The 22,056-nt window shown below is 42.8% G+C and carries 18 protein-coding genes; 12 read left to right on the top strand and 6 right to left on the bottom strand.

Going from position 1 to position 22,056, the window contains the following annotated elements:
- Positions 1-5: 5 nt before the first annotated feature.
- Entirely contained in the window at positions 6-608 is a 603-nt protein-coding gene (locus tag D0T84_RS11630) for a nitroreductase family protein (protein ID WP_163308043.1), read from the bottom strand.
- Between the two features lie 167 nt (positions 609-775).
- Between D0T84_RS11630 and D0T84_RS11635 the strand changes: the two genes are divergently transcribed.
- The 7 genes from D0T84_RS11635 (at position 776) to D0T84_RS11665 (ending at position 9,084) form a co-directional block, all read left to right on the top strand.
- Complete coding sequence (locus tag D0T84_RS11635; protein ID WP_163308044.1) at positions 776-1,435, top strand: HAD family phosphatase; 660 nt, start codon at positions 776-778, stop codon at positions 1,433-1,435.
- A complete protein-coding gene (locus D0T84_RS11640; RefSeq protein ID WP_163308045.1) occupies positions 1,435-2,364 on the top strand; it encodes a class I SAM-dependent methyltransferase in 930 nt (309 codons plus the stop codon). The genes D0T84_RS11635 and D0T84_RS11640 overlap by 1 nt, the downstream gene beginning before the upstream one ends.
- Before the next feature lie 192 nt (positions 2,365-2,556).
- A complete protein-coding gene (locus D0T84_RS11645) occupies positions 2,557-5,085 on the top strand; it encodes a YfhO family protein (protein WP_163308046.1) in 2,529 nt (842 codons plus the stop codon).
- The gene (locus D0T84_RS11650) at positions 5,078-5,641 is read left to right on the top strand and encodes a hypothetical protein (RefSeq protein WP_163308047.1); all 564 of its coding nucleotides are present in this window, start codon (positions 5,078-5,080) and stop codon (positions 5,639-5,641) included. The genes D0T84_RS11645 and D0T84_RS11650 overlap by 8 nt, the downstream gene beginning before the upstream one ends.
- Positions 5,638-6,543 (top strand): glycosyltransferase family 2 protein, encoded by a 906-nt coding sequence (locus D0T84_RS11655; RefSeq protein WP_163308048.1) that lies wholly within the window; start codon positions 5,638-5,640, stop codon positions 6,541-6,543. The genes D0T84_RS11650 and D0T84_RS11655 overlap by 4 nt, the downstream gene beginning before the upstream one ends.
- A gap of 290 nt (positions 6,544-6,833) precedes the next feature.
- Positions 6,834-7,412, top strand: coding sequence for a helix-turn-helix domain-containing protein (locus tag D0T84_RS11660; protein ID WP_163308049.1), 579 nt, complete (start codon positions 6,834-6,836; stop codon positions 7,410-7,412).
- 19 nt (positions 7,413-7,431) lie between these two features.
- Complete coding sequence (locus D0T84_RS11665; RefSeq protein ID WP_163308050.1) at positions 7,432-9,084, top strand: AMP-binding protein; 1,653 nt, start codon at positions 7,432-7,434, stop codon at positions 9,082-9,084.
- 270 nt (positions 9,085-9,354) lie between these two features.
- Here the strand turns inward: D0T84_RS11665 and D0T84_RS11670 are convergent, their stop codons facing one another.
- Positions 9,355-10,062, bottom strand: coding sequence for a hypothetical protein (locus D0T84_RS11670; protein WP_163308051.1), 708 nt, complete (start codon positions 10,060-10,062; stop codon positions 9,355-9,357).
- Positions 10,063-10,164: 102 nt separating this feature from the next.
- The gene (locus D0T84_RS11675; protein WP_163308052.1) at positions 10,165-11,442 is read right to left on the bottom strand and encodes a M64 family metallopeptidase; all 1,278 of its coding nucleotides are present in this window, start codon (positions 11,440-11,442) and stop codon (positions 10,165-10,167) included.
- 191 nt (positions 11,443-11,633) lie between these two features.
- Here D0T84_RS11675 and D0T84_RS11680 point away from each other — a divergent pair, with 191 nt between their 5' ends.
- The 4 genes from D0T84_RS11680 (at position 11,634) to ubiE (ending at position 17,185) form a co-directional block, all read left to right on the top strand.
- A complete protein-coding gene (locus D0T84_RS11680) occupies positions 11,634-14,462 on the top strand; it encodes a putative LPS assembly protein LptD (protein WP_163308053.1) in 2,829 nt (942 codons plus the stop codon).
- Between the two features lie 303 nt (positions 14,463-14,765).
- On the top strand, positions 14,766-15,716 hold the full coding sequence (locus D0T84_RS11685; RefSeq protein WP_163308054.1) for a phosphoribosylaminoimidazolesuccinocarboxamide synthase: 951 nt from the start codon (positions 14,766-14,768) through the stop codon (positions 15,714-15,716).
- A 6-nt stretch (positions 15,717-15,722) separates the two neighbouring features.
- A complete protein-coding gene (locus D0T84_RS11690; RefSeq protein ID WP_163308055.1) occupies positions 15,723-16,289 on the top strand; it encodes a zeta toxin family protein in 567 nt (188 codons plus the stop codon).
- Between the two features lie 158 nt (positions 16,290-16,447).
- Complete coding sequence (gene ubiE, locus D0T84_RS11695) at positions 16,448-17,185, top strand: bifunctional demethylmenaquinone methyltransferase/2-methoxy-6-polyprenyl-1,4-benzoquinol methylase UbiE (protein ID WP_163308056.1); 738 nt, start codon at positions 16,448-16,450, stop codon at positions 17,183-17,185.
- A 3-nt stretch (positions 17,186-17,188) separates the two neighbouring features.
- Here ubiE and D0T84_RS11700 read toward each other — a convergent pair whose 3' ends face one another.
- Positions 17,189-17,725 (bottom strand): HD domain-containing protein, encoded by a 537-nt coding sequence (locus tag D0T84_RS11700; protein WP_163308057.1) that lies wholly within the window; start codon positions 17,723-17,725, stop codon positions 17,189-17,191.
- Positions 17,726-18,028: 303 nt separating this feature from the next.
- Here D0T84_RS11700 and D0T84_RS11705 point away from each other — a divergent pair, with 303 nt between their 5' ends.
- On the top strand, positions 18,029-19,168 hold the full coding sequence (locus D0T84_RS11705; protein ID WP_163308058.1) for a hypothetical protein: 1,140 nt from the start codon (positions 18,029-18,031) through the stop codon (positions 19,166-19,168).
- Between the two features lie 13 nt (positions 19,169-19,181).
- Here D0T84_RS11705 and D0T84_RS11710 read toward each other — a convergent pair whose 3' ends face one another.
- Positions 19,182-20,075, bottom strand: coding sequence for a DUF1080 domain-containing protein (locus D0T84_RS11710; RefSeq protein ID WP_163308059.1), 894 nt, complete (start codon positions 20,073-20,075; stop codon positions 19,182-19,184).
- Positions 20,076-20,547: 472 nt separating this feature from the next.
- A complete protein-coding gene (locus D0T84_RS11715; protein ID WP_163308060.1) occupies positions 20,548-21,678 on the bottom strand; it encodes a DUF4369 domain-containing protein in 1,131 nt (376 codons plus the stop codon).
- Positions 21,679-22,056: the final 378 nt, after the last annotated feature.

Genomic DNA, 22,056 nt, shown 5'->3' on the forward strand with positions numbered 1-22,056 from the left:
ATAACTTACTTAAATACTATTATTCTATCTTCCAGTGGTTGGTAATCCTTTGGCCCTGCTTCTCCCACAGGAGTACCAAATGGCATCTGGGCAATTAGCTTCCATTTAGGATTTATCTTGAATGCCTTCGCTACTTCTTCGTCAATTATCGGGTTATAATGTTGCAATGACGCGCCGAAGCCCGCTTCCTCCAACAATGTCCAGATTGTAAACTGATGCATCGCAGAAGTCTGCTGAGACCAAACCGGGAAGTTTTCGCTATATGAAGGAAAAGCATTTTGCAAACCTTCTACAACACTTGTATCTTCATAATAAAGTATAGTCCCATATCCTGATGCAAACGCGCCGTCTATTTTTGCTTCTGTAGCGTGAAATGCATCTGCGGGAACAATCTTCTTCAATACCGACTTCACAATGTTCCACAACTTCTTATGGTTATCGTTCAACAAAAGAACCACTCTTGTAGACTGGGAATTGAATGCCGATGGGACATGTAATACCGCAAAATCGATGATCTCTTTTATTTCGTTATCCGAAATAGGGCTTTTGTCACTCAGGCTGTAGTATGTTCTGCGATTTTCTATTGCTTTTTTTAGATCCTTTTTCATAATTACCTTTTTTAGTGTCAGAATATTATAGTTTCTTTTGTCAATCTAACGCTAAAGTAAAAGCAAAAGTTTAAGTTATTTGTATAAAAATAATAATAGTTATCTCTTCAAATATCTATATATCTAAGTATTTCGTACATTTGTGGCTGAATTGTAAACGAAAACGTATGCTTTTTTCAGGAGTTATTTTCGACTTTAACGGAACATTATTTTGGGATACCAAACTACATAATAAGGCTTGGGACATATTTTTAACCAGGCATAACCTGCACCTTTCCGATGAGGATAAATTTCAGAAACTACATGGGAAAAACAACAGGGATATATTTCAGTCTATATTTAATGGGATGTTATCCGACGGGGAAATCCGGGATTACATCCTTGAAAAAGAATTACTTTATCAGGAATTGTGTTTACAGACCAATATGCCTTTAGCGCCGGGAGCACCTGAATTTCTCGACTTTCTGAAGAACAACAATATACCGTTTACCATAGCAACTGCATCGGGCAAGGAGAATGTTGACTTTTATTTTGAGCATCTGCCTCTTACCCGCTGGTTCGAATATGATAAGATAGTCTACAATAACGGTAAAATAAAAGGCAAACCCGACCCGCAAATATACCAGATAGCCTTGTCGATAATCGGCAAAAAGCCGGGAGAAGTTATTATCTTCGAAGATGCTGTAGCCGGATTGCAAGCCGCGAAAAACGCTCAGGCAGGAAAAATAATCGTAGTCGATTCCAACGATGATGATTACCGTGACTGGTCGGACTATCAGATCATTAAAAATTTTGACGAAGTAGACAGAATGCAATTCGCGCTATAATGGAAAATACTACAAAAAAAATACACATCTCAATATGTCCTGTTTGCGGCAGTACAGAGTTAAATAACTTTCTGTCGTGCAAAGATTACCTGACAACAAAAGAAGTCTTCGAAATACAAAAGTGCAATACCTGTAAGTTTGCCTTTACACAGGATTTCCCTGTAGAAGAAGAAATCGGCAAATACTACGACGCTCCTGAATATATCTCACACTCCGATACGAACAAAGGCATTATCAATATATTGTATCATCTGGCAAGGAAAATATCATTGAGGTCGAAATCAAAGCTGGTTACTAAGTATACTAAGGCCACTAAAGGCAAGTTGCTTGATATAGGCGCAGGTACCGGATATTTCCTCAACAGGATGAAAGAACTGAAATGGATTGTAACCGGTATAGAAAAATCCGAAGCCGCCCGTAAATATGCGAAATTAAAATTCGACATCGATTGCCAAGGCTCAGAGTACCTCTACGAGGTTCCATGCCAGACAAAAGACGTGATCACAATGTGGCATGTACTGGAACATCTGGAACACCTGAACAGTGTATTCGAGCGTATACACAGCATACTCAAAGATGACGGAGTACTCATTGTCGCTTTACCCAACAAAGATTCTTTTGATGCCGCGCATTACAAAGAATTCTGGGCGGCTTACGACGTACCCCGCCACCTATGGCATTTCTCTCCGGATGATTTCCGGCACATAGCAGGCAGGCATCAGTTTGAAGTAATAGAAACGAAGCCGATGTACTTCGACGGATTTTACATCTCCATGCTCAGCGAAAAGAATAAGGGCAGTTTCCTCGCCGGCATACGCGGATTATGCCGTGGGGGCATATATTTCCTGCGTACACTGGGAAACAAAAAAGGAAGCAGCTCGTTAATCTATATATTGAAAAAGAAAGAAAAAATATCAAACACCAAATAAGTAACTGTTTAGATTTTATTGGTATTCTACTATGAGTTATTTTGAGATAGATTTTTTGATTTTTACTTGTAGGTTTAGCGGGCTAAACCAAAAGTAAAAAGTGAAAAAGATGCTCAAAAGAGCCATAAAATACCAAAGGAAGAAAATGGTTATATAAAGAATTATTTCGGTAAAATTTAAACAGTTACTAAGATGATAAAAAAAGAGCAGTCTTTATTGATGAAGTTGTTACCACATGCTATTGCAGTAATCCTGTTTCTGGTAGTAACAATGGTTTATTTCAGTCCGCTGCTAGAGGGAAAAGTCCTGTCCCAGCATGATGTGGAACAATTTCAGGGATCGGCAAAAGAAATCAGCGACTATTATTACAACGAAGGGAAGACATCTGCCTGGACAAATTCCATGTTCTCAGGAATGCCTGCCTATCAGATAGGTGTATATGGCGGTAGCCCAAACTTTCTCGATTACCTCGAAAAACCATTTAAAGCTTTAGGTAGCACTACTGCCGGCCCTGTTTTCGCGGGGATGCTTATGGCGTATATCTTATTCTGCCTGATGGGTTTCAGCCCTGCCACTGCCATGCTCGGAGCCATCGCGTACTCCTTATCATCGTACAATATAGTCATACTCAATGCCGGACACGTAACCAAAGCATGGACACTGGCCTACATGCCGCTGATTGTAGCCGGCATCATGTCCCTGTTCAGGAACAAGATACTCCTTGCGGGGGTACTGGTCGCTCTGGGACTGGCATTGCAGATAAAGAGCAACCACTTGCAAGTGACCTACTACACAGGTATATTGGGGGCGATACTGTTTATCACGTATGCAATAGATGTCCTTTCAAAAAAGAACTACAAATCATTCCTGCTGTCGTGTGGCGCAATGATTATCGCTATCAGCCTCGCCGTACTGGCAAACATGGGGAATATATACGGCAACCTCGAAATGGCAAGGGAAAGTACCCGCGGGCAATCGGAACTGACTTCCCCGAAATCAGAATCAGAGAAGCAATCTACCGGACTTGACAAAGACTATGCTTTTGCATGGAGTTACGGAAAGGCGGAGACATTTACGCTTCTGGTTCCTAACCTGTACGGAGGCTCATCAAAGCCTTACGAGAGAGACGCACAAAGTGTAAAAGTACTGACCCAGAGAGTACAATCGGGAGAAATACCTGCCGAATTTGCCAATCAGGTAACCCAGATTATCCCTCAGTATTGGGGCGACCAGCCTTTTACACAAGGTACTGTTTACTTTGGCGCTATAGTCTGCTTCCTGTTCATTCTGGGGATGATTATCGTACGCAGCAAGGCGAAATGGGGGCTGCTCGTTGCCACTATCTTCTTCATCTTCCTTGCATGGGGTAGGAATATGGAATGGTTCAATGACTTTTTCTTCTATCATTTCCCTTTGTATAGCAAATTCAGGGCAGTATCTACCGCATTGGTAATCCCTGCGCTGACGATGGTTATGATAGCAGTTTGGGGCGTTAAAGAGTTTTTCTCAGGAGAGATAGACAAGAAGAAACTGACGAGGGCTCTCTATATATCACTGGGCACAGTAGGCGGTATCTGCCTCATACTGTGGGTAGCTCCGGGCGCGTTTTTCAACTTCGTATCCGATGCTGACACTCAATGGAAATCGCAGGTTCCTGACTGGTATTACAGTGCGTTGATGGCCGACCGCAAAGAGTTGCTCACTTCCGACGCCCTGCGTTCGCTGATCTTCATTTTACTAGCGGGGGCGATACTGTTTTTCTCGCTGCGCACGAAGCTGGAAACTAAAAAGTTAACTATATACGGGTCATTAAGTCTTGTATTATTGGTACTGATTGACCTCTGGGGTATAGACAAACGCTACCTGAGCGACAAGAATTTCGTATCGAAAAATACATATAAGACCGAATCCTTTTCTCCGTCTGTAGCCGATCAGGCAATACTGAAAGACCAGCACCCGTCATACAGGGTTCTTAACCTGAATAATCCGTTTCAGGAAACCAAAACATCTTACTATCACAAGTCGGTAGGAGGATACCATGCCGCCAAACTGAAGCGTTATCAGGAACTGATAGAAAACCGTTTGGATGGAGAGCTCAAACAAATTATAGGTTCGTTCAATTCTCAGAATATAGATACTATAACCGCTTCGTTCGGCAAGACTACAGCATTGAATATGCTGAACGCAAAATATGTGATATTCCATCCGGAGCAACCGCCATTGATAAATCCTTATGCAATGGGTAACGCGTGGTTTGTAAACGAATATAAACTGGTAAATAATGCTGACGAGGAAATCGTGGCTATCAATACATTCGATCCGCACCAGACAGCCATTGTAGACAAGCGGTTCGAGAATGAATTATCAGGACTGACCATCGTTCCGGACTCTTCGGCGACAATGGAAATGACAGCATACAAACCGGATATACTTACATACAAGTCGAAAGCCGCTACAGAACAATTGGCCGTACTGTCGGAAGTTTATTTTTCGAACGGATGGCAGGCTTATATCGATGGAAAAGAAGCGCCTCACTTCCGTGCCGACTGGACATTACGTGCTTTGCGTATTCCGGCCGGAGAACATGAAGTTGTATTCAGGTTCGAACCGAAAGGATACTTTACAAGCCGCTATGTAGCCACTGCCTCATCAGGTATCCTTGTCTTGTTATTGATAGGTTTGATAATTATGCCTTTTGTTGCCAGGAAAAAAGATGAATAGCAAATTACAGGAATATATGGATATTCCATGGGGAAATCTGGTTCACTCCTATGGACGTGCTTCAGATTTTCCTCCACAGGTAGAACGCTTGCTCAATAAAGACAATGATGTTTATGCTATTATAAAAAGTAATATTGAACATCAGGATACAATATGGCCGGCGACTCCCTTTATGCTGAGGGTATTACTGGAACTAATAAATAATACACAAGCCGACAACGAGCAACTTCTGACTATTTATAAACGTGTATGGAACGCGACAGACAATTTTATCACTCATTATAAAGATGCAGTGAAGCAGACTATGTTTAAGCTGGATGATATATTAAATTCTGATATGGTATGGCCGGATTTCATTGGAGACGATGAAGATGAGGAAGCGATACTGTGGGAGGAATTCGATTATACACAGCAAGACTGGTTTAATTGTTGTTGCTTATCTCTGGACTTATTCAAAGAATATAGTCAACAGATTAGAGATCTTTCAAATCTTGATGATAAATATAAGGAATTAGCGAATAATTTGTATAATCGTATAGAATCATTCATGAAATGAAACTTTCCGTTATTTTTTGTACTTACAACAGGGAAAAATATCTGTACAATGCGTTGAAAAGCATTGCAGAACAGAATTTTTCGTATCAGGACTACGAGATAGTCATGGTAAACAATAACAGTACGGATAGTACAGAAAGTATTTGTAAAAAGTTTCAGGAAGATTTTCCGCAGGTCGAGTTCCATTATTTTCTCGAAACGAACCAGGGGCTTTCTTATGCCCGCAACAGAGGAGTAAAGGAGAGCAAAGGGGATATCCTTGTCTTTGTAGACGATGACGCGACCGTATTCGAATTTTATCTTTATTCTATAAAGTTATTTTTCGAAGCCCATCCCGATGTAGCCGCCTGTGGAGGCCCCATCGTCCCTGTATATGAAACAGATAAGCCTAAATGGCTATCGCATTATACCGAACAGCTTATCGGTGGGGCACTGTATGAAGGCGATAAAGTAAAACCCTTTAGAAACGGGAAGTATCCCGGAGGTGGCAACTCAGCTTTCAGGAAAGAAGTATTTGAAAAATACGGCCTGTTCAACGTAGAACTTGGACGAAAAGGTACCGGACTTATCGGCGCCGAAGAGAAAGACCTTTACGACAGGCTGACAAAGGGTGGCGAAGCTTTTTACTATCTGCCCCTGATGGGCATACACCATTATATCCCCGAAAAGAAACTTTCTGAATCACATTTTCGGGAGTTGACTTATTCCATAGGAAAAAGCGAACGTATCCGGACGAAAGCAATTTCAGATAATGCATTCACGAACAGGGTTTTTGCCGAATGTAAAAAATGGGCAGGCTCTGTTGTCCTGTTCTTTATCTATACATTCAAACTGTCCCCTGCCAAAGGTTGGAAACTGTTGCAATTCAGGTGGTATGTAAGTAAGGGTTTACTGGGACAATGAGAGTCTGTATAATTGCTCTTTGGCTCTTATTTTTTCTTTCTTCTCTATTTTCTGCTTTTCACTCTTGGTTTAGCCCGTTAATTAGCTCCGCTGACCGTTGGTTCGGCTAGCAAAAAGGATAAAATCCATCTAAAAATAGCTATAAAATTTAAACAGTTTCTTAGTTAAGAAAACCATTTTTCTTCTCAGAATTCGCAGACTTTTCTTTTTAATCATAGATTAATTAAATAAATATCATATTTTTGTATATTACACACTAAAAGTAGATATTTAACTTTATTGATCTATCGATGAAAACGAATAAACGTATAGGGGAGCGAATCAGGGAAATTCGTGAAGCTAAATCTATCAGTATTGCTGAAATGGTAGAACGTTCGGGGCTGGACGAAAAGCAAGTGACTACACTGGAAACAACAGGCGGGATACCATCACTGTCTCCACTAATCAAAGTGGCGCGCGTGCTCGGGGTCAGGCTCGGTACATTTCTTGACGATGTAGACGAATCGGGGCCTGTAATATCCCGCAAGGAGCAATACGACAAAAGTATAAGCTTCTCTACCAAAGATACCACTTCTCATAAACACATGGACTACTATTCATTGTCTTCCGCCAAGTCGGGCAGGCACATGGAGCCATTTATTATACAAATAGAACCCGTAAAAAAAGGTGTTGATTTTGTCTTGTCTACCCACGAAGGCGAGGAATTTATCTATTGCCTCGAAGGTATTGTGGAGATAAAGTACGGAAACGAAACTTACTGGCTCGAAGAAGGCGACAGTATCTATTACGACTCTATTATAGCACATCATGTGCATGCGGGTGGAGAACACGGAGCCAAAATACTGGCAGTAATATACACTCCGGTGTAATCCTTTTAAACTTTATATCATGCAACTATCTGACAGAACAGTAGGGGAATGGCTCGAATATTGGGCTGAAAAGACCCCCGACAAAGAATATATCGTATATTCCGACCGCGACCTCCGTTTTACATGGAAGCAATTCAACGAACGTGTAGACAATATGGCGAAGGGCTTGCTGGCTATCGGTGTAAAGCCCGGTTCGCACATGGGAATATGGGCGACAAATGTGCCCGACTGGCTTACGTTTCTCTATGCAGGGGCTAAAATAGGGGCGGTACTTGTTACCATCAATACCAACTATAAGCAGCACGAGCTGGAATATATCATAGATAATGCCGACATTGATACCCTGTGTATTACCGAAGGGGTTTTCGATGGGAGCTATATAGATATGGTATATGAAATGGCTCCCGAACTAAAAACCACGCAGCGGGGTTACCTCGATGTGGAAAGGTTTCCGAAACTAAAGAATGTGATTTTTATCGGGCAGGAAAAGTACAGGGGAATGTACAATACCGCTGAAATCCTGCTGTTGGGCAAAAACGTATCGTGCGATACACTGAATGAGGCCAAAAGTACCGTCAAGTGTCACGATGTAGTGAATATGCAATATACGTCGGGAACCACCGGCTTCCCCAAAGGAGTAATGCTGACACACTATAATATTGCAAATAATGGCTTCTTTACAGGCGAAGGCATGAATTTTACTCCTGACGACAAGCTATGTATCTGTGTACCCTTATTCCATTGTTTCGGTATCACGCTGGCAACGATGAATTGCCTCACACACGGTTCTACACAGGTAATGGTCGAGCGGTTCGACCCGCTGGTAGTACTGGCATCAGTACATAAGGAAAGATGCACAGCCTTGTATGGCGTACCAACGATGTTTATTGCCGAACTGAACCACCCGATGTTTAACCTCTTTGACGTAAGTTCGCTCAGGACGGGTATTATGGCAGGCGCCCTTTGCCCTATCGAGCTGATGAGGCAGGTAACCGACAAATTGCATATAACGCATATAACGAGTGTGTATGGGCTTACCGAATCGTCTCCGGGGATGACGCACTCTACCATTGATGACTCTTTCGAAACACGTTGCACCACCGTAGGCAAAGAATATCCGTTGACGGAGGTTAAGATAATGGATCCCGAAACGGGCGAAGAGTGCCCGGTAGGAGTACAGGGTGAGGTTTGCTGCCGCGGTTATCTGGTAATGAAAGGCTACTATAAGAATCCGGAAGCGACAGCCGAAGTGATAGACAAAGATGGCTGGCTGCATTCGGGCGATCTCGGTATTAAAGACGAGGAAGGATATTATCGCATTACCGGACGTATCAAGGATATGATAATACGTGGAGGAGAAAATATCTACCCGCGCGAGATTGAAGAATATCTCTACCATCTGGAAGGCATCAGGGACATACAGGTGGTAGGCATCCCTTCGCCGAAATATGGCGAGGCGGTAGCGGCGTTTATCATTTTGCAGGAGGGGGCCACCTTAGAGCCTGAGGATGTAAAAGCCTTTTGTCGTGGACAGATTGCCCGCCATAAGATCCCGAAATATATCTTCTTTGTGGATGCCTTCCCATTGACAGGAAGCGGTAAGATACAAAAATTCAAACTAAAGGATATAGGACTGGATCTGCTAAAACAGGAGGGAATAGAAATTATTTAACATAAGTTGCCGTTACAGAACCCTGTGCAAACGCATGAACTTGTTCAACCTCTATCGGAGTTATGTAGAGGGGGTCTCAAAAGTATTTTTTCATAAAATGGTTGGTAAAAACCTCCTTCAAGCATGATGTATAAACGGTTTCAGCTGTATAAATTGAAACCGTTTTCAATTTATTTTTGGCAACGGGTATTAGTATCGTAGCCTCCTAAAGGGACAAAAAAAGAGCCTCACCAAACGGCAAGACTCTTTTCCGGTTCTATATATGATAGATTATTTCTGTCCTTTCAGTACTGTAGCTTCATCGATAAACTTGTCTGCCTCCATAGCCAGAGGAGAGTTCATATACTGATTCTTGATGATTGAAAATGTTTCAATCACTTTATCATAGTTACCCTGTGCTCTGTATATAAGTCCTGCCTTTTTGTACAGGAGAGGGCTTTGCGATGCATTGTCCACACCTTTAGCAGCCTTGATGTAATAAGACACAGCCTCATCCGGTTTCCCCATATTGTCGAGGCAGTCACCTATCGCACCGTTTGCCAGTTGGGATATGATTTTGTCGCTTCCGCTGTAATCTTTCAGGTATTCGAGTCCTTTCTCGTAGTTACCTATGTTTGCATAGCAGATGCCCGCATACAGCTTAGCCAGCTTGCCCGGTGTGGTAGAGCCGTATTCATTTATGATATACTCGAAGCCTAAATATCCGTTATTGTCGCCATTAAGGGCGAGCGAGTCTTGTCCGGCTCTGAAATATTGCTCTCCTTTGAACATGGCCACCTGAGCTTCGGTAGTCTTTGGCACCACTACAAAATGATTATATGCAAGGAATGCGCATACGATAACCACAACCGCCCCGATACCGATAAGCAATTGTTTCTGATATTTTTCTATAAAGCGCTCAGACTTTACAACGGCGGTGCCGATGCTTTCCCAGTCCTTTTCTTCACGCAGTTCAGCTTGTTTCTTTTTAGAAGACATCTTAAATCTATTATAATATTATATATTCTGTTATTTTTCGGATTAAGCAGCGACAAAAATAGCTGTTTTATCCTTATAAATAAAATCTTAGCTGTGTTTTTTTTACTCAGTGTAAAATTTAATAAGTTGTTCAAGCGCTTTGCGGCATGCAGGGCAAAAGCCGCGGCATGTATTTGTCTTCATCCTGCAATCGGCGGCAGGGCGGTAAATACCTTTAGATGAATAGCCCGCGCCCTCAAATACGCCTACCGGATATTTGTCTGCCATACTCACACTGGTGGGTACAGGTGTGCCTTTGGCCAAGAGGTTGTTCCACTTCGGCTTGAAGTCTACAAGTGTAGTAATGTTCGGTTCCCATGGTTCCACATCGAACGGATATGTGTCGCTGAAAGTATCCCCTTCGTAGAAATATTCATCGGCAAGCCCTCCGAAGCTGTGACCAAACTCATGTACTACAACGGGTTTGAAATCCGGATGCCCTGTTGTGGTCAGTGTATACGCATTGAATATACCTCCGCCGCCATACACATCGGTATTAGCCAGTATGATAATATGGGCGTAAGGTATCCCCGCTATCATATTGTGTATATCTTTTACGTTGGATGTAGTCAGGTAGCGGTCCGAATAGAAGGTGTCGAAGTGTGAGTGAAACGCTGTTTCGTTCCATCTGCTTTCGCGGGGTACGCTTACACCGGAGTCCTTCGATTCGGTCTCCACGGCTATAAAGTTAAACCTGTCCCTCATCTCATCGAACGGGCTGTGAGCCAGTATCTGCTCACAGGCAATGGCGGCATGTTCCCTGAATTTACCCATTTCGGATAGCGTGTAACCTTCTGCCAGAATGACTACATTGATAGATTTGTCCGTTGCCCCGCCCTGATGTACAATTGTATATGGGGGAATGTTCTTTAATCCTTTTTTCTTTATCAGTATGTCCTGCGGGTCTACAGTATGTTTTAATGCAGGATTGTACGTACCGTCTTTTTCGCGCAGCAGTACTTCCACATCTATTTTGCTTTTTGGGAAAGGGATAAGGAATGAATTCTCAAAACTTTTTCTTACTGTGGATGCTTCGGGTATGGTCTGCCATTCCTGAAACAAGGTGCTGAACGATTCCATGTATATGCATTTGCCCGTACTTTGGTCGGTTACCTTTATTTGTCCGTTTCCCTGCCGGCACAGTTCACCCAGATGGTGCCTGCGCCCAGCCCACAGGGGCAATTGGTTCAGTTGTTCCAATGAGACGGTCTGAGACTTGTCGTCTCCCGTAAAAATATAATCAACCCGTAGCGACTTATTTTCGAAATAGTCATCGAAATTCTGGCACCGGGCAACTGTCGTAAAAAGTAAAAGGGAAAGGCTTAACAGAAAATATTTCATAAAAAGATTCGTTTAGAATGTAACAAAGATATAAAAAAATATCTCCGGACAGATACCCGGATTATATCAATTTAGGCGTATTTCTTAGTGGAGAGAGTGAAAATTTATACTTTTTTTGATTTTTCATATTATGCATTCTTATATAATTGATTAGCTTTGCATCCAAATATACTATTGTTTGATATCTCTACATGAGAAAGTTTCAGTACCTAACGTATACGCTCCTTTTCGCCCTGTTTTCTGTGCCTTTCTGGGGTGCACAGTTCTCCCGTACAGAGCACCGGGTTGTACGTTCTGACAAAGTATCCGATTCTCTTCCTCCCGATTCCACCCCGCCCCGTATACGGCTCAGCAGGGATTCTGCCCGCAATATGCTCAACGATTCGATACGGATACAACAGGATTCGTTGCGGATGAGGAGTGATAGCCTCGCTACTGATACAGTGAAGAAGAAAAAGACCGTACTGGACGCTATTGTAGACTATTCGGCAAACGACTCCATCGTGCTCCTGTCGGGCAACTGGGGTTACCTGTATGGCGATGCCGATGTGAAATATACAGATATTTCGCTCAAGGGAGAAAAAATCTGGATGAACATGGACAGCAGCCTCCTTTATTCCACCTACGGGCTCGATTCTGTGGGAAAAGAGTTCGGCTATCCTGTATTTACCGACCGTGGCACCGACTATGAGTCGAAAACGATGAAATACAACTTCAAGACCAAGAAAGGATATATTACCAATGTAATCACGACACAAGGCGAAGGCTATATCGTAGCCAACAAAGCAAAGAAGAATGAGGACAACTCGTTCTTTATGCGGGATGGGAAATATACTACCTGCGACGACCACGAGCACCCTCACTTCTATCTGGCACTGACAAAGGCGAAGGTAAAGCCCAAAAAGAATGTGGTGACAGGCCCTGCGTACCTCGTTATCGAAGATCTGCCCTTACCTATAGGGCTTCCGTTCGGCTTCTTCCCGTTTTCGGAAAAATATTCTTCGGGGGTCATTATGCCGTCTTATGGCGACGAACTGGAGAGAGGATTCAACCTGAGGGATGGAGGTTATTACTTTGCTATCAGCGACAATATAGACTTAGCCCTTACAGGAGAAATATACACAAAAGGTACATGGGGGCTTAATGCGCGCTCATCGTACCGCAAGCGTTATAAGTATTCCGGTAATTTCGATGTCGGTTATCTGGTAACAAAGCTAGGAGAAAAAGGTATTGATTACTCTATAGCCAAAGACATGAGAATAAACTGGTCGCACTCGCAAGACCCAAAGGCGAATATGTTCAGGACGATATCGGCGAGCGTGCAGTTTTCTACAAGTTCTTACGACCGCAACAGCCTGACTACAGCCTATACACCTGCCGGAACAAATAATACAAAAAGTTCGACTGTAAATATTACACAGAAAATACCAAACTCGCCTTGGAGCATATCAGGATCGATGAGCGTGAACCAACGTACACAGGACTCTACGATATCGATGACACTCCCTAACCTGACAATAACAATGAGCCGTGTAGCTCCATTTAAGCGAAAGGAAGCTGTAGGGGAAGAAAAATGGTACGAAAAAATACAGATGAGCTATACCGGAGACCTGAGAAATAGCATTACGACCAAGGAAGACCAATTGTTCAAATCCAACCTGCAAAAGGACTGGATACACGCCATGAAGCATACGATACCTATTTCGGCCACCTTTAGCGCTATGAACTACCTGAATATCACACCTTCTATCACTTACACTGAACGGTGGTACACCAGTAAAATAGAAAAGCGGTGGAATACCGAGACACGTCGGGCAGAAATAGTAGATACTACTTATTCGTTCAACCGTGTATATGACTTCAATTTCTCGCTGGGTTTCCAAACCAAATTATACGGTATGTTTACCCCTCTGTTCGCTAAAAAGACCCAAATAAGGCACGTATTCACGCCAAGCATAAGCTTCAGTTATGCACCCGATTTTAGCAACAGCCGTTTCGGATTCTACGAATCTATGTATTTTTACGATTCGCAGGGCAACTGGGTAGAGCAAAAATACTCACCTTACGAACAGGGAATGTTCGGCTATCCAAGTAAGGGTTCGCAGGGGATGATTAATTTCAGCTTCGACAATAATGTGGAGATGAAGATGAGGAATGCTGAAGACTCGGTAAGGAAAATCAGCCTGATAGATAATCTGGGTATCAGTTTTAGCCACAACCTGATGGCTAAGGAGTTTAAATGGAGTGATATTAACATGGGGCTTCGCCTCAAATTCAGTAAAACGTTTACCGTTAATCTGAATGCCGCCTTCGACCCGTATATGTACAAAGCCAATATCAACGAAAGTACAGGGGACGTAACCAGCCTTACGAGAGTTGACAGGCTGCGTATCAGCAACGGAAGAGGATTCGGACGCCTGCGTAGTACAGGGTATTCCATATCTCCGTCCATCAATCAGGATACGTTCAAGAAATGGTTTGGCGGAGGTGACTCCAAGAAAGATTCTGACAAGAAAGACGGCGCCGCACCTCCCGCCGAGGGGGAAAATACAGAACCTACAGAAGGCGGAGAACGTAAAAGCCTGTTGGAATCGAAGAAAGACGATAACGAGTACGATGAAGACGGCTATGTGAAAAATGAGATTAAGTGGAATCTGGGTATCAGTTTCTCCATGAACTACAATTACAATACAAGCCGGTTTACCGAGCCCGACAAAGATGGTTACGCCGAGTATAAAGGACGTTTAACCAAGGCGCTCAGCCTCAACGGGAACATACAGCCTACCCGCAACTGGAGTTTCAACTTTAATGCCAGCTACGACTTCGACGCGGGAAAAATAGCGTATATGAGTTGTAACCTTACCCGCAACCTGCACTGCTGGTCTATATCCGCCAGTTTCAACCCTGTAGGTGCATACAAATCATATTATGTATCGTTGCGTGCAAGTTCTTCGCTGCTCCAAGACTTGAAATACGAGCAGCGCGGACGTGCCTCAAGCTACGACCCTAACTGGGATTGATTTTCGCTATTTGCCTCCTACGGAGACAATGTCTTTCAGTCAGTTCCTGCCACGGGTTTTACCCGTGGTTATACATGTTTAGTCCCTTCGGGGGAGGCTGTCACTTTTTTCATAATAAACAACTGATAACAAATAGACTATCGTCTACAGGCTTATTACCTTTAATGAAAAGAAGCATATCCTAAGGAACTGTTAACTTAAAAAATACTCGAATCTTCTGCTCTTCGTTGTTTTTTTAACATACTTACATTAACTTTGGAGATAACTTTTATGTTATTATGGGGAATTAAAATATTAAGCAAGATGAAGAATACTCTAGTAAATACAAATTTCCATTTTAATGGGCAGACAAATGTGTATCATGGCAAGGTAAGAGATGTATATTCTATCGGAGACGATCTGTTAGTAATGATTACAACAGACCGTATATCCGCGTTTGATGTTGTTTTACCGCAAGGCATCCCATACAAAGGGCAGGTACTCAATCAGATTGCTGCTAAATTTCTGGATGCTACAGCCGATATTGTACCCAACTGGAAATTAGCGACGCCCGACCCGATGGTAACAGCCGGCCTGCGCTGCGAACCTTACAAGGTGGAAATGGTTATTCGTGGTTACCTTACAGGAAGCGCATGGCGCGAATACAAAGCCGGCGCAAGGACGCTCTGCGGCGTATCTCTCCCCGATGGTATGAAAGAGAACCAGAAATTCCCGACCCCTATAATCACGCCGACTACTAAAGCTGATGAAGGGCATGACGAAAATATATCCAAAGAGGAAATCATTGCCCAGGGACTGGTAAGCAAAGAGGAATACGAACAACTCGAAAAATATACATACGCGCTTTTCCAACGGGGGACTGAAATGGCAACACAGAAGAACCTGATTCTGGTGGATACTAAGTATGAGTTCGGAAAAAAAGACGGTAAGATATACCTGATTGACGAAATTCATACACCGGATTCTTCCCGTTACTTCTATGCCGACACTTATCAGGACTTGTTCGACAAAGGAGAAGAACAAAGGCAGCTATCGAAAGAATTTGTTCGCAAATGGTTAATGGATAACGGATTTCAGGGCAAAGACGGACAAAAAGTCCCGGAGATGGATGAAGCATACTGCAACAGTGTTTCGGAACGCTACATCGAACTATATGAAAAGATAGTCGGTGAGAAATTCACAAAAGCTGATGCAAGCAACGTAGCCGAGCGCATCGAAGAAAATGTAAGCAAATACTTAAAAAAGAGAGGATAAATACGGATGCCAAATCTCTATATAATATCAGGCTGTAATGGTGCGGGAAAAACAACCGCATCATACGCCATGTTTCCTGAAATGCTGGATTGTAAGGAATTTATCAATGCAGATGAAATAGCGAAAGGGTTATCCCCTTTTCAGCCCGAAAAGGTCGCTATCGAAGCAGGAAGGCTTATGCTGATGCGCATGAATGAAATGCTGCGTCTGCAGGAAGACTTTGCTATAGAGACAACACTGGCAACCAAATCTTATGTGAATTTTATAAAGAGGGCCCAGGCCGAAGGTTACTTTGTCACACTGATATACTTTTGGCTCGAATCCCCCGAATTAGCAATAAAAAGGGTGGAACAGCGCGTACGCTTTGGCGGGCACCATGTGCCTGACGAAGTGGTTGTTAGACGTTATTACGCCGGAATGCGCAACCTCTTTTCACTTTTTGTACCTATAGCCGACTACTGGCTTCTGGTAGACAATTCCACAGACCCTTTCAGGATAATAGCGGAAGGGAACAAGACTAAAATACAGGAAATTCAGGATGAGGATATATTCTTATATCTGAAAAATGTATAACGCGACAGGCACAAGGAGCAAACCTGCGCCAACCGTGGTAGGAATAATCAAAAACTTCGATGTGGGCGGGCAAACCCCGCCCCTACGGGAGCATATGGCTTTGCCTGCTCCTCCCCCCTTTGGGGAGGCTGGCTGGGGTGTTTAACTCATAACAAACAATGACATATAAAGCTGAAAAAATAGTACCCTACTCCACTTCCGAGAACAAAGGCGTACAAGTAGAGAGAATGTTCGATTCCATAGCGGAGAACTACGACACATTGAATCATACCATGTCGATGGGCATAGATAAGGGCTGGCGCAAGAAAGGGCTATCCATGCTCAAGAAGAACAACCCGCAGAATATTCTGGACATAGCCACAGGAACAGGAGACCTCGCCATACAGGCTTATGGCATATTAGAACCCAAACATATTACAGGTATCGATATATCCGAAGGCATGATGGACGTAGGCCGCAAAAAAGCTGCGAAGGCAGGGCTATCCGATTATATCAGCTTTGAGAAACAGGATTGCATGGCTTTGGAGATACAGGATAACACTTTCGACGCCGCGATGGTAGCTTTCGGTGTCCGCAACTTTGAAGACCTCGACAAAGGCCTGAAAGAGATACTGCGTGTACTCAAACCCGGGGGGCAACTAATGATACTTGAACTGACCACACCCCGCCACTTCCCTATGAAACAGGCATATTGGCTATATTCACGGCTGTTCATCCCCACTATCGGACGCCTTATATCGAAGGACAAAACGGCGTATTCCTATCTTCCAAAATCGATAGAAGCCTTTATACAAGGAAAAGAAATGATAGCCAGCTTACTAAAGAACGGGTTCACAAAGGCATCGTATAAGACCTATACCTTTGGTATTTGCACAATGTATCTGGCTGCGAAGTAGGCTTTAAAGGAACATGCGGCACCACTCGTTAAATATCTTTACCGAGTCAGTCCCATGCTTTGACAAGCCCCGCTCTATCTTTTCTATCGGTTTTTCCTTGCCCAGATTGGTCTTTGAATAGAAGCAATCGGCAAAACAGATGATCTTTTCTTCGATGCTTACCGGACGCATATCCCTATGTGGCAGGGGCAGGCTATCTTCCTCTATTTCTTTCAGGGAGATGCCGACACCCGTATGCCTTTCGCATACGAGCCCGTGCAGGGGATACCCTTCAGCGTCCAGCAGTTCACGTCCTAAGTAGCCGTGGCAGACATAGGGGGCTATTCCGTAGCAGGCAATAGTAGGAGCGTTGGTTAAGAAGATGCCGAGATCGTGCAGCATCGCCGCCTCTCTGATAAATTCGGCATCAGCGTTCAACTCAGGATGATTCTGTACGATCGACAGGGCTTTATTCATAACATCCGCACTATGGTCAATCAGAATATTATATAACTCGGAGTCTTTCTTATAGTACTTCTCGATGATGATTATAGGATCCATAACACATAACATTTATCGTGCATAAAATTGTGTAAGTTCACAGTAAAGGCACAGACCTGTTTATTATTTTGTAAGTATAAAACGTATCATTATATTCTGTTTTTTACCTATTACTTCGTCTGGTACGAATAAAACAGCCAAAAACGAAAAAAGTTTTGTAATTTAGAGCAATCTTAGTACAATGTCATTATCTCAGACAAACGTTGAAACTGAGCAAATAAGAAAGAGAACAAGACACATAAAACAAACCTCGGTAATGATTGTTTATTTTCAAAGAATAAACATATAAAAAATATTAGAAATATGTCCGAAAACGACAGCAATAAATGTCCGCTATGCGGGAAAGAAACACAAGGCGAAGAGATATTCTGCCGCGATTGCCAGGAAATAGCCCAAAACTCGTATGCCGAAGATTTACTTTATCATGATAATAAGGATACAGCCACATCCGGTTCTGATGAAAACGCATCAGGCGAAGATACACATCAGATAGAAAATAATGATGGCATAATCCCCCCATCGGAGGGAGCAAACCGGGATACATTCTACAAGAGGAATAAAAAGATACTGACATTCTTTTTCATAGGACTGATCATCTTCGTAATTGTTGGGATGTCCGGAGCATATATGCGTATGCAGAACAGGAATACCGAGGCAACGGAGATCGCTTTTTGGAACAAATGTATCGAAGATAATTCCCCGTTAGGCTATTCTAAGTACCTGGTTCAGTATCCTGAGGGTAAGTTCTCCGAAGAGGCGTACCGGAAGATAGTGGAATTGCGGGACAATGAACGTAAATCGTGGGAAAAGCTCCGCAACTCTAACGACATAGACGCTTTATTCGCATTCCTTACCGATCATCCCGAAACACCCTATGGTAGAGAGATTCGCCATGCAATAGACTCGCTTAGCTGGGTGGCAGCCCAGAAACAAAATACGGCGGATGTATATCTTGCCTATCTGGAGAATGCAAAAATAGGCAGGCTCAACGGAGAATATGCCACACCGGCACAAGAACGCTACGACTATCTGAGCCAACTGAAAACGCTGGAAGGGAAACAGTTGGATGAAGTAAAGAAGCTAGTGTCCGCATTTTTCAAGGCTTTATCTTCGAATAACAGCAAAGAGATTCAAAAGCTATCGATGGACACGTTGAATAAATTCTATGAGTCAAAGAACTACTTGAGCAAAAACATATCCGACTCCCTGAAAACGGCCTACAAAGCAGGAAGAATAAAGAGCGTACTGTACACTCCCCTGACAGATTCGATAGACGCGATACTCGACAACAAGGGCATCTGTTTTATCACATTACCACTAAACAAAGAGGTAACATATACAGACAGGAAGAAGAAGGAGCGTTCTCGCCCGACCCTCGGTATAGAGCTTTATAACAAGAAGTTACAGGCCGTTTATGTAAAGGGTAAGGCAGGAGACAGATAATTATGCTTTTTCGTTACTCGAAGTACTCTTGATACTCAGCAGGAAACTGCTTGATTTCCTTAATCTCTATATCTTTATAGAAGACTTCCCCCGCCTCGCTTTGCAACTGTATCTTACCTTCGGTAAGAGGCGCGGCTATACCATCTTTCAGGTACCTGAGATCGGAAAGTGCCATCACGACTTTGCCGTTAACGATATGCAGGCTTTTCCCCTCGAAGCAGATAAGTTCTATATCGTTCCACCCGCCTTTCGGCTTTTCTACAGTCCCGCTGGCAGCACAATAAAATCCGTCAGGTAAACCGCTTCCCAGACGAATCACAGGCTGGCTGTTGTCAAAGACCACCTTCGATGAATCTTTACGTGCACGCACGTCCATTTGCGTAGCCCCTATACACCAGTAGTCGCCGCTGCTGCCTTCTTCACTCGTTTCTATCAGTTGAAACTCATGGCTTGTCATCCATGTACGCCAATAGTCAACACCGCATTCTCCCTGCGAGTGGTAGAGAATACCGGAATCAAGCGCTTTGTTTAAACGTGGTTCCCATTTTTTATCTCCCCACTTCATCTTTAGCCTGAAATGATAGTTCTTATAGCTCTCCTTTGTGAACACGCAGCCATAGACTTCACCGCTTACCTTCAATACAGGGGTGCCGTCTTCCTCTATCATGGTGAACACATTCTTATAGTTGTTATAATAACCGACAGGCTGGATAGTGTCGCCATTCGCGTTTTTTGGAATGCTGCCGTCGTAGCCATCCTTCATTTCGTAGCTGAGATACATTTCCCATTTCGACAGGTCATTGTCGAGCAGTGAAACCCAGCCTTCTTCTTTTTGTTGTTTGGGATTACAGGCAAAGAACAAGAGTGTGACCAAAAGGCAGGAAAATACCGACAATATATTTTTCATAATAAGTGCGATAAAGTGAATAATTCAGTATTCAAATATATGGAATTTATTTTTCAATTATAGAAGCTGTCTTGACTTTTCGATTTTGATAATGTCCCGAAGGGACTAAACATGGATAACCACGGGTAAAACCCGTGGTTATCCACCTTCAGTCCCTTCGGGACAATAAGTTACTGTGCTTTTTAACCCTTGATTCGCATACATGACAAAAACATTGAAATTGGCTTGAAAAACCTGGTTTTATAACCAAAGATTATCAACCCAATGTCATCAACTTAAGGATTATGGGATCAAAGATCAGGGCTGAAATAATAAAGGCTTTCAGCCTTAACTTGAAGACGTTGGGTCATCGGCCTGTGGAAATTGCAATGCTTAAAATCACAACCGGGCGTATGCAATACGCCTCTACATGAGCCTGAAAACAGCTTTATAAATTTTGATTTGCCCCAGATAATAAAGTAAGAGTCCGTGCTTACTTCTTTGAGTCAACCAACTCTTCCATCTTCTTAGGTAATGTGAAAATGGGGAAGTCTCTTTCTATTATACTGCCCGTAGGAGATATGAGTATATTGTAAGGCATCTGGCGGATATAGTAGGTCTCAAAAGCTTTTGCCGACCATCCCCCCTCAACCGGAATGATTGTCCATTTCACAGAATCGGTTATATTACCGGAAATAGGAACTTCTTCGATATCTTTGACGATGGTAACGAATTCAATATTCCTTTTTTCTTTTTTCAGGTCATTGTATGTGCTTACCGCGTCTTTTTTCTCAAAACGGCATACCTCGCATGTAGTGGACGCAAAGGTCAATAAAAGATATTTACCTCTGAAATCGGTTAACTGTACCTTCTTGCCTTTCATGTCTTTTAGGGTAAGATTTGGGGCAAGTACGCCTACCGAGGATCTTTTCACTCTGTCTCTAAAGAGTTTTAGGTCTGCCGTCAGCTGGAAATCAGCGGCTTTTCCTTTTAGTAGTGCCAGATTTTCATCGAGCCGGGGAATCGATGTTTCATCCTTGAAGAATGTGTTGATGAGCATGACGCTTGCAATCTTATCCGGATTGGACTTTATATAGTTTGCGGCAATGTTCGATAATTCGAAGTTGATATTCTTGAGCTCTACCACATAGTCTTTTACTTTTACGGTGTCATTTCCCGGTTTTTTCCGGTCTGCCGCTATAAGTATATCCGCGCGTGTTTTAAGCAGGTCTTTATTCTGGTTTTTGAAAGTTGTCAGGTCGTCATTTATCTCTCCGCCCTTTACATTTATGAGATCGGGATAGAGCGCGTCCCCTTTGAGCTCCACATCCCAGCTTTTATTGACGAGGATATAGGTGCTTTTTGTGTTTTGATTGAAGTATAGGGACATCTCGGTAAGTGTATCTACATTTCCCTTAAAGGAAAATTCTCCTTTTGCATTGACCGGAATGGTGTCGATTACGATTGAATCTCCGTATTCATGCGACATCAGGAAATAGCTTCCGGTCAGATTTTCTAATTTTCCCGAAATCTCATACATGTCGGACCTCTTGCCGCATGACGCAAATAGGGCGATGCAGAATATAATGATAGCTGTGTAGCGCGATATGTTAGATATTGACATTTTTCCTAATTTTGAATATTTACCTAATTCTTCCTCTAATACTAACGTACAAATATACATATTTATTGTTAGAACGTTTAAAAAAACAAAATTGTTTTAAAAATGATTAAATCTTTGGGTTTTCAAATCTGGTAATGCTTTTTTGTCAATGTTATATTTTCCCATTACCTGACTATTGGACAAAGAAAAATATATAAATTAACAATACTGTCCTAAATAAAAATAGCATTTCCAAATGCCGGCCTGCAAATATGTTCAGGCGATAGTTCAGCTATATTCTGGAAAAAGTACCCCCTGCCGATATTCGGGAGCTGGTTCAGGAGGTTCAAGGAATGGATTGTCGAGCCAGTACTGCAAATCTATCTTTACGTACAGATT

The organism is Dysgonomonas sp. 521 (assembly GCF_010501055.1).
In the GTDB taxonomy this organism is placed as follows: Bacteria; Bacteroidota; Bacteroidia; order Bacteroidales; family Dysgonomonadaceae; genus Dysgonomonas.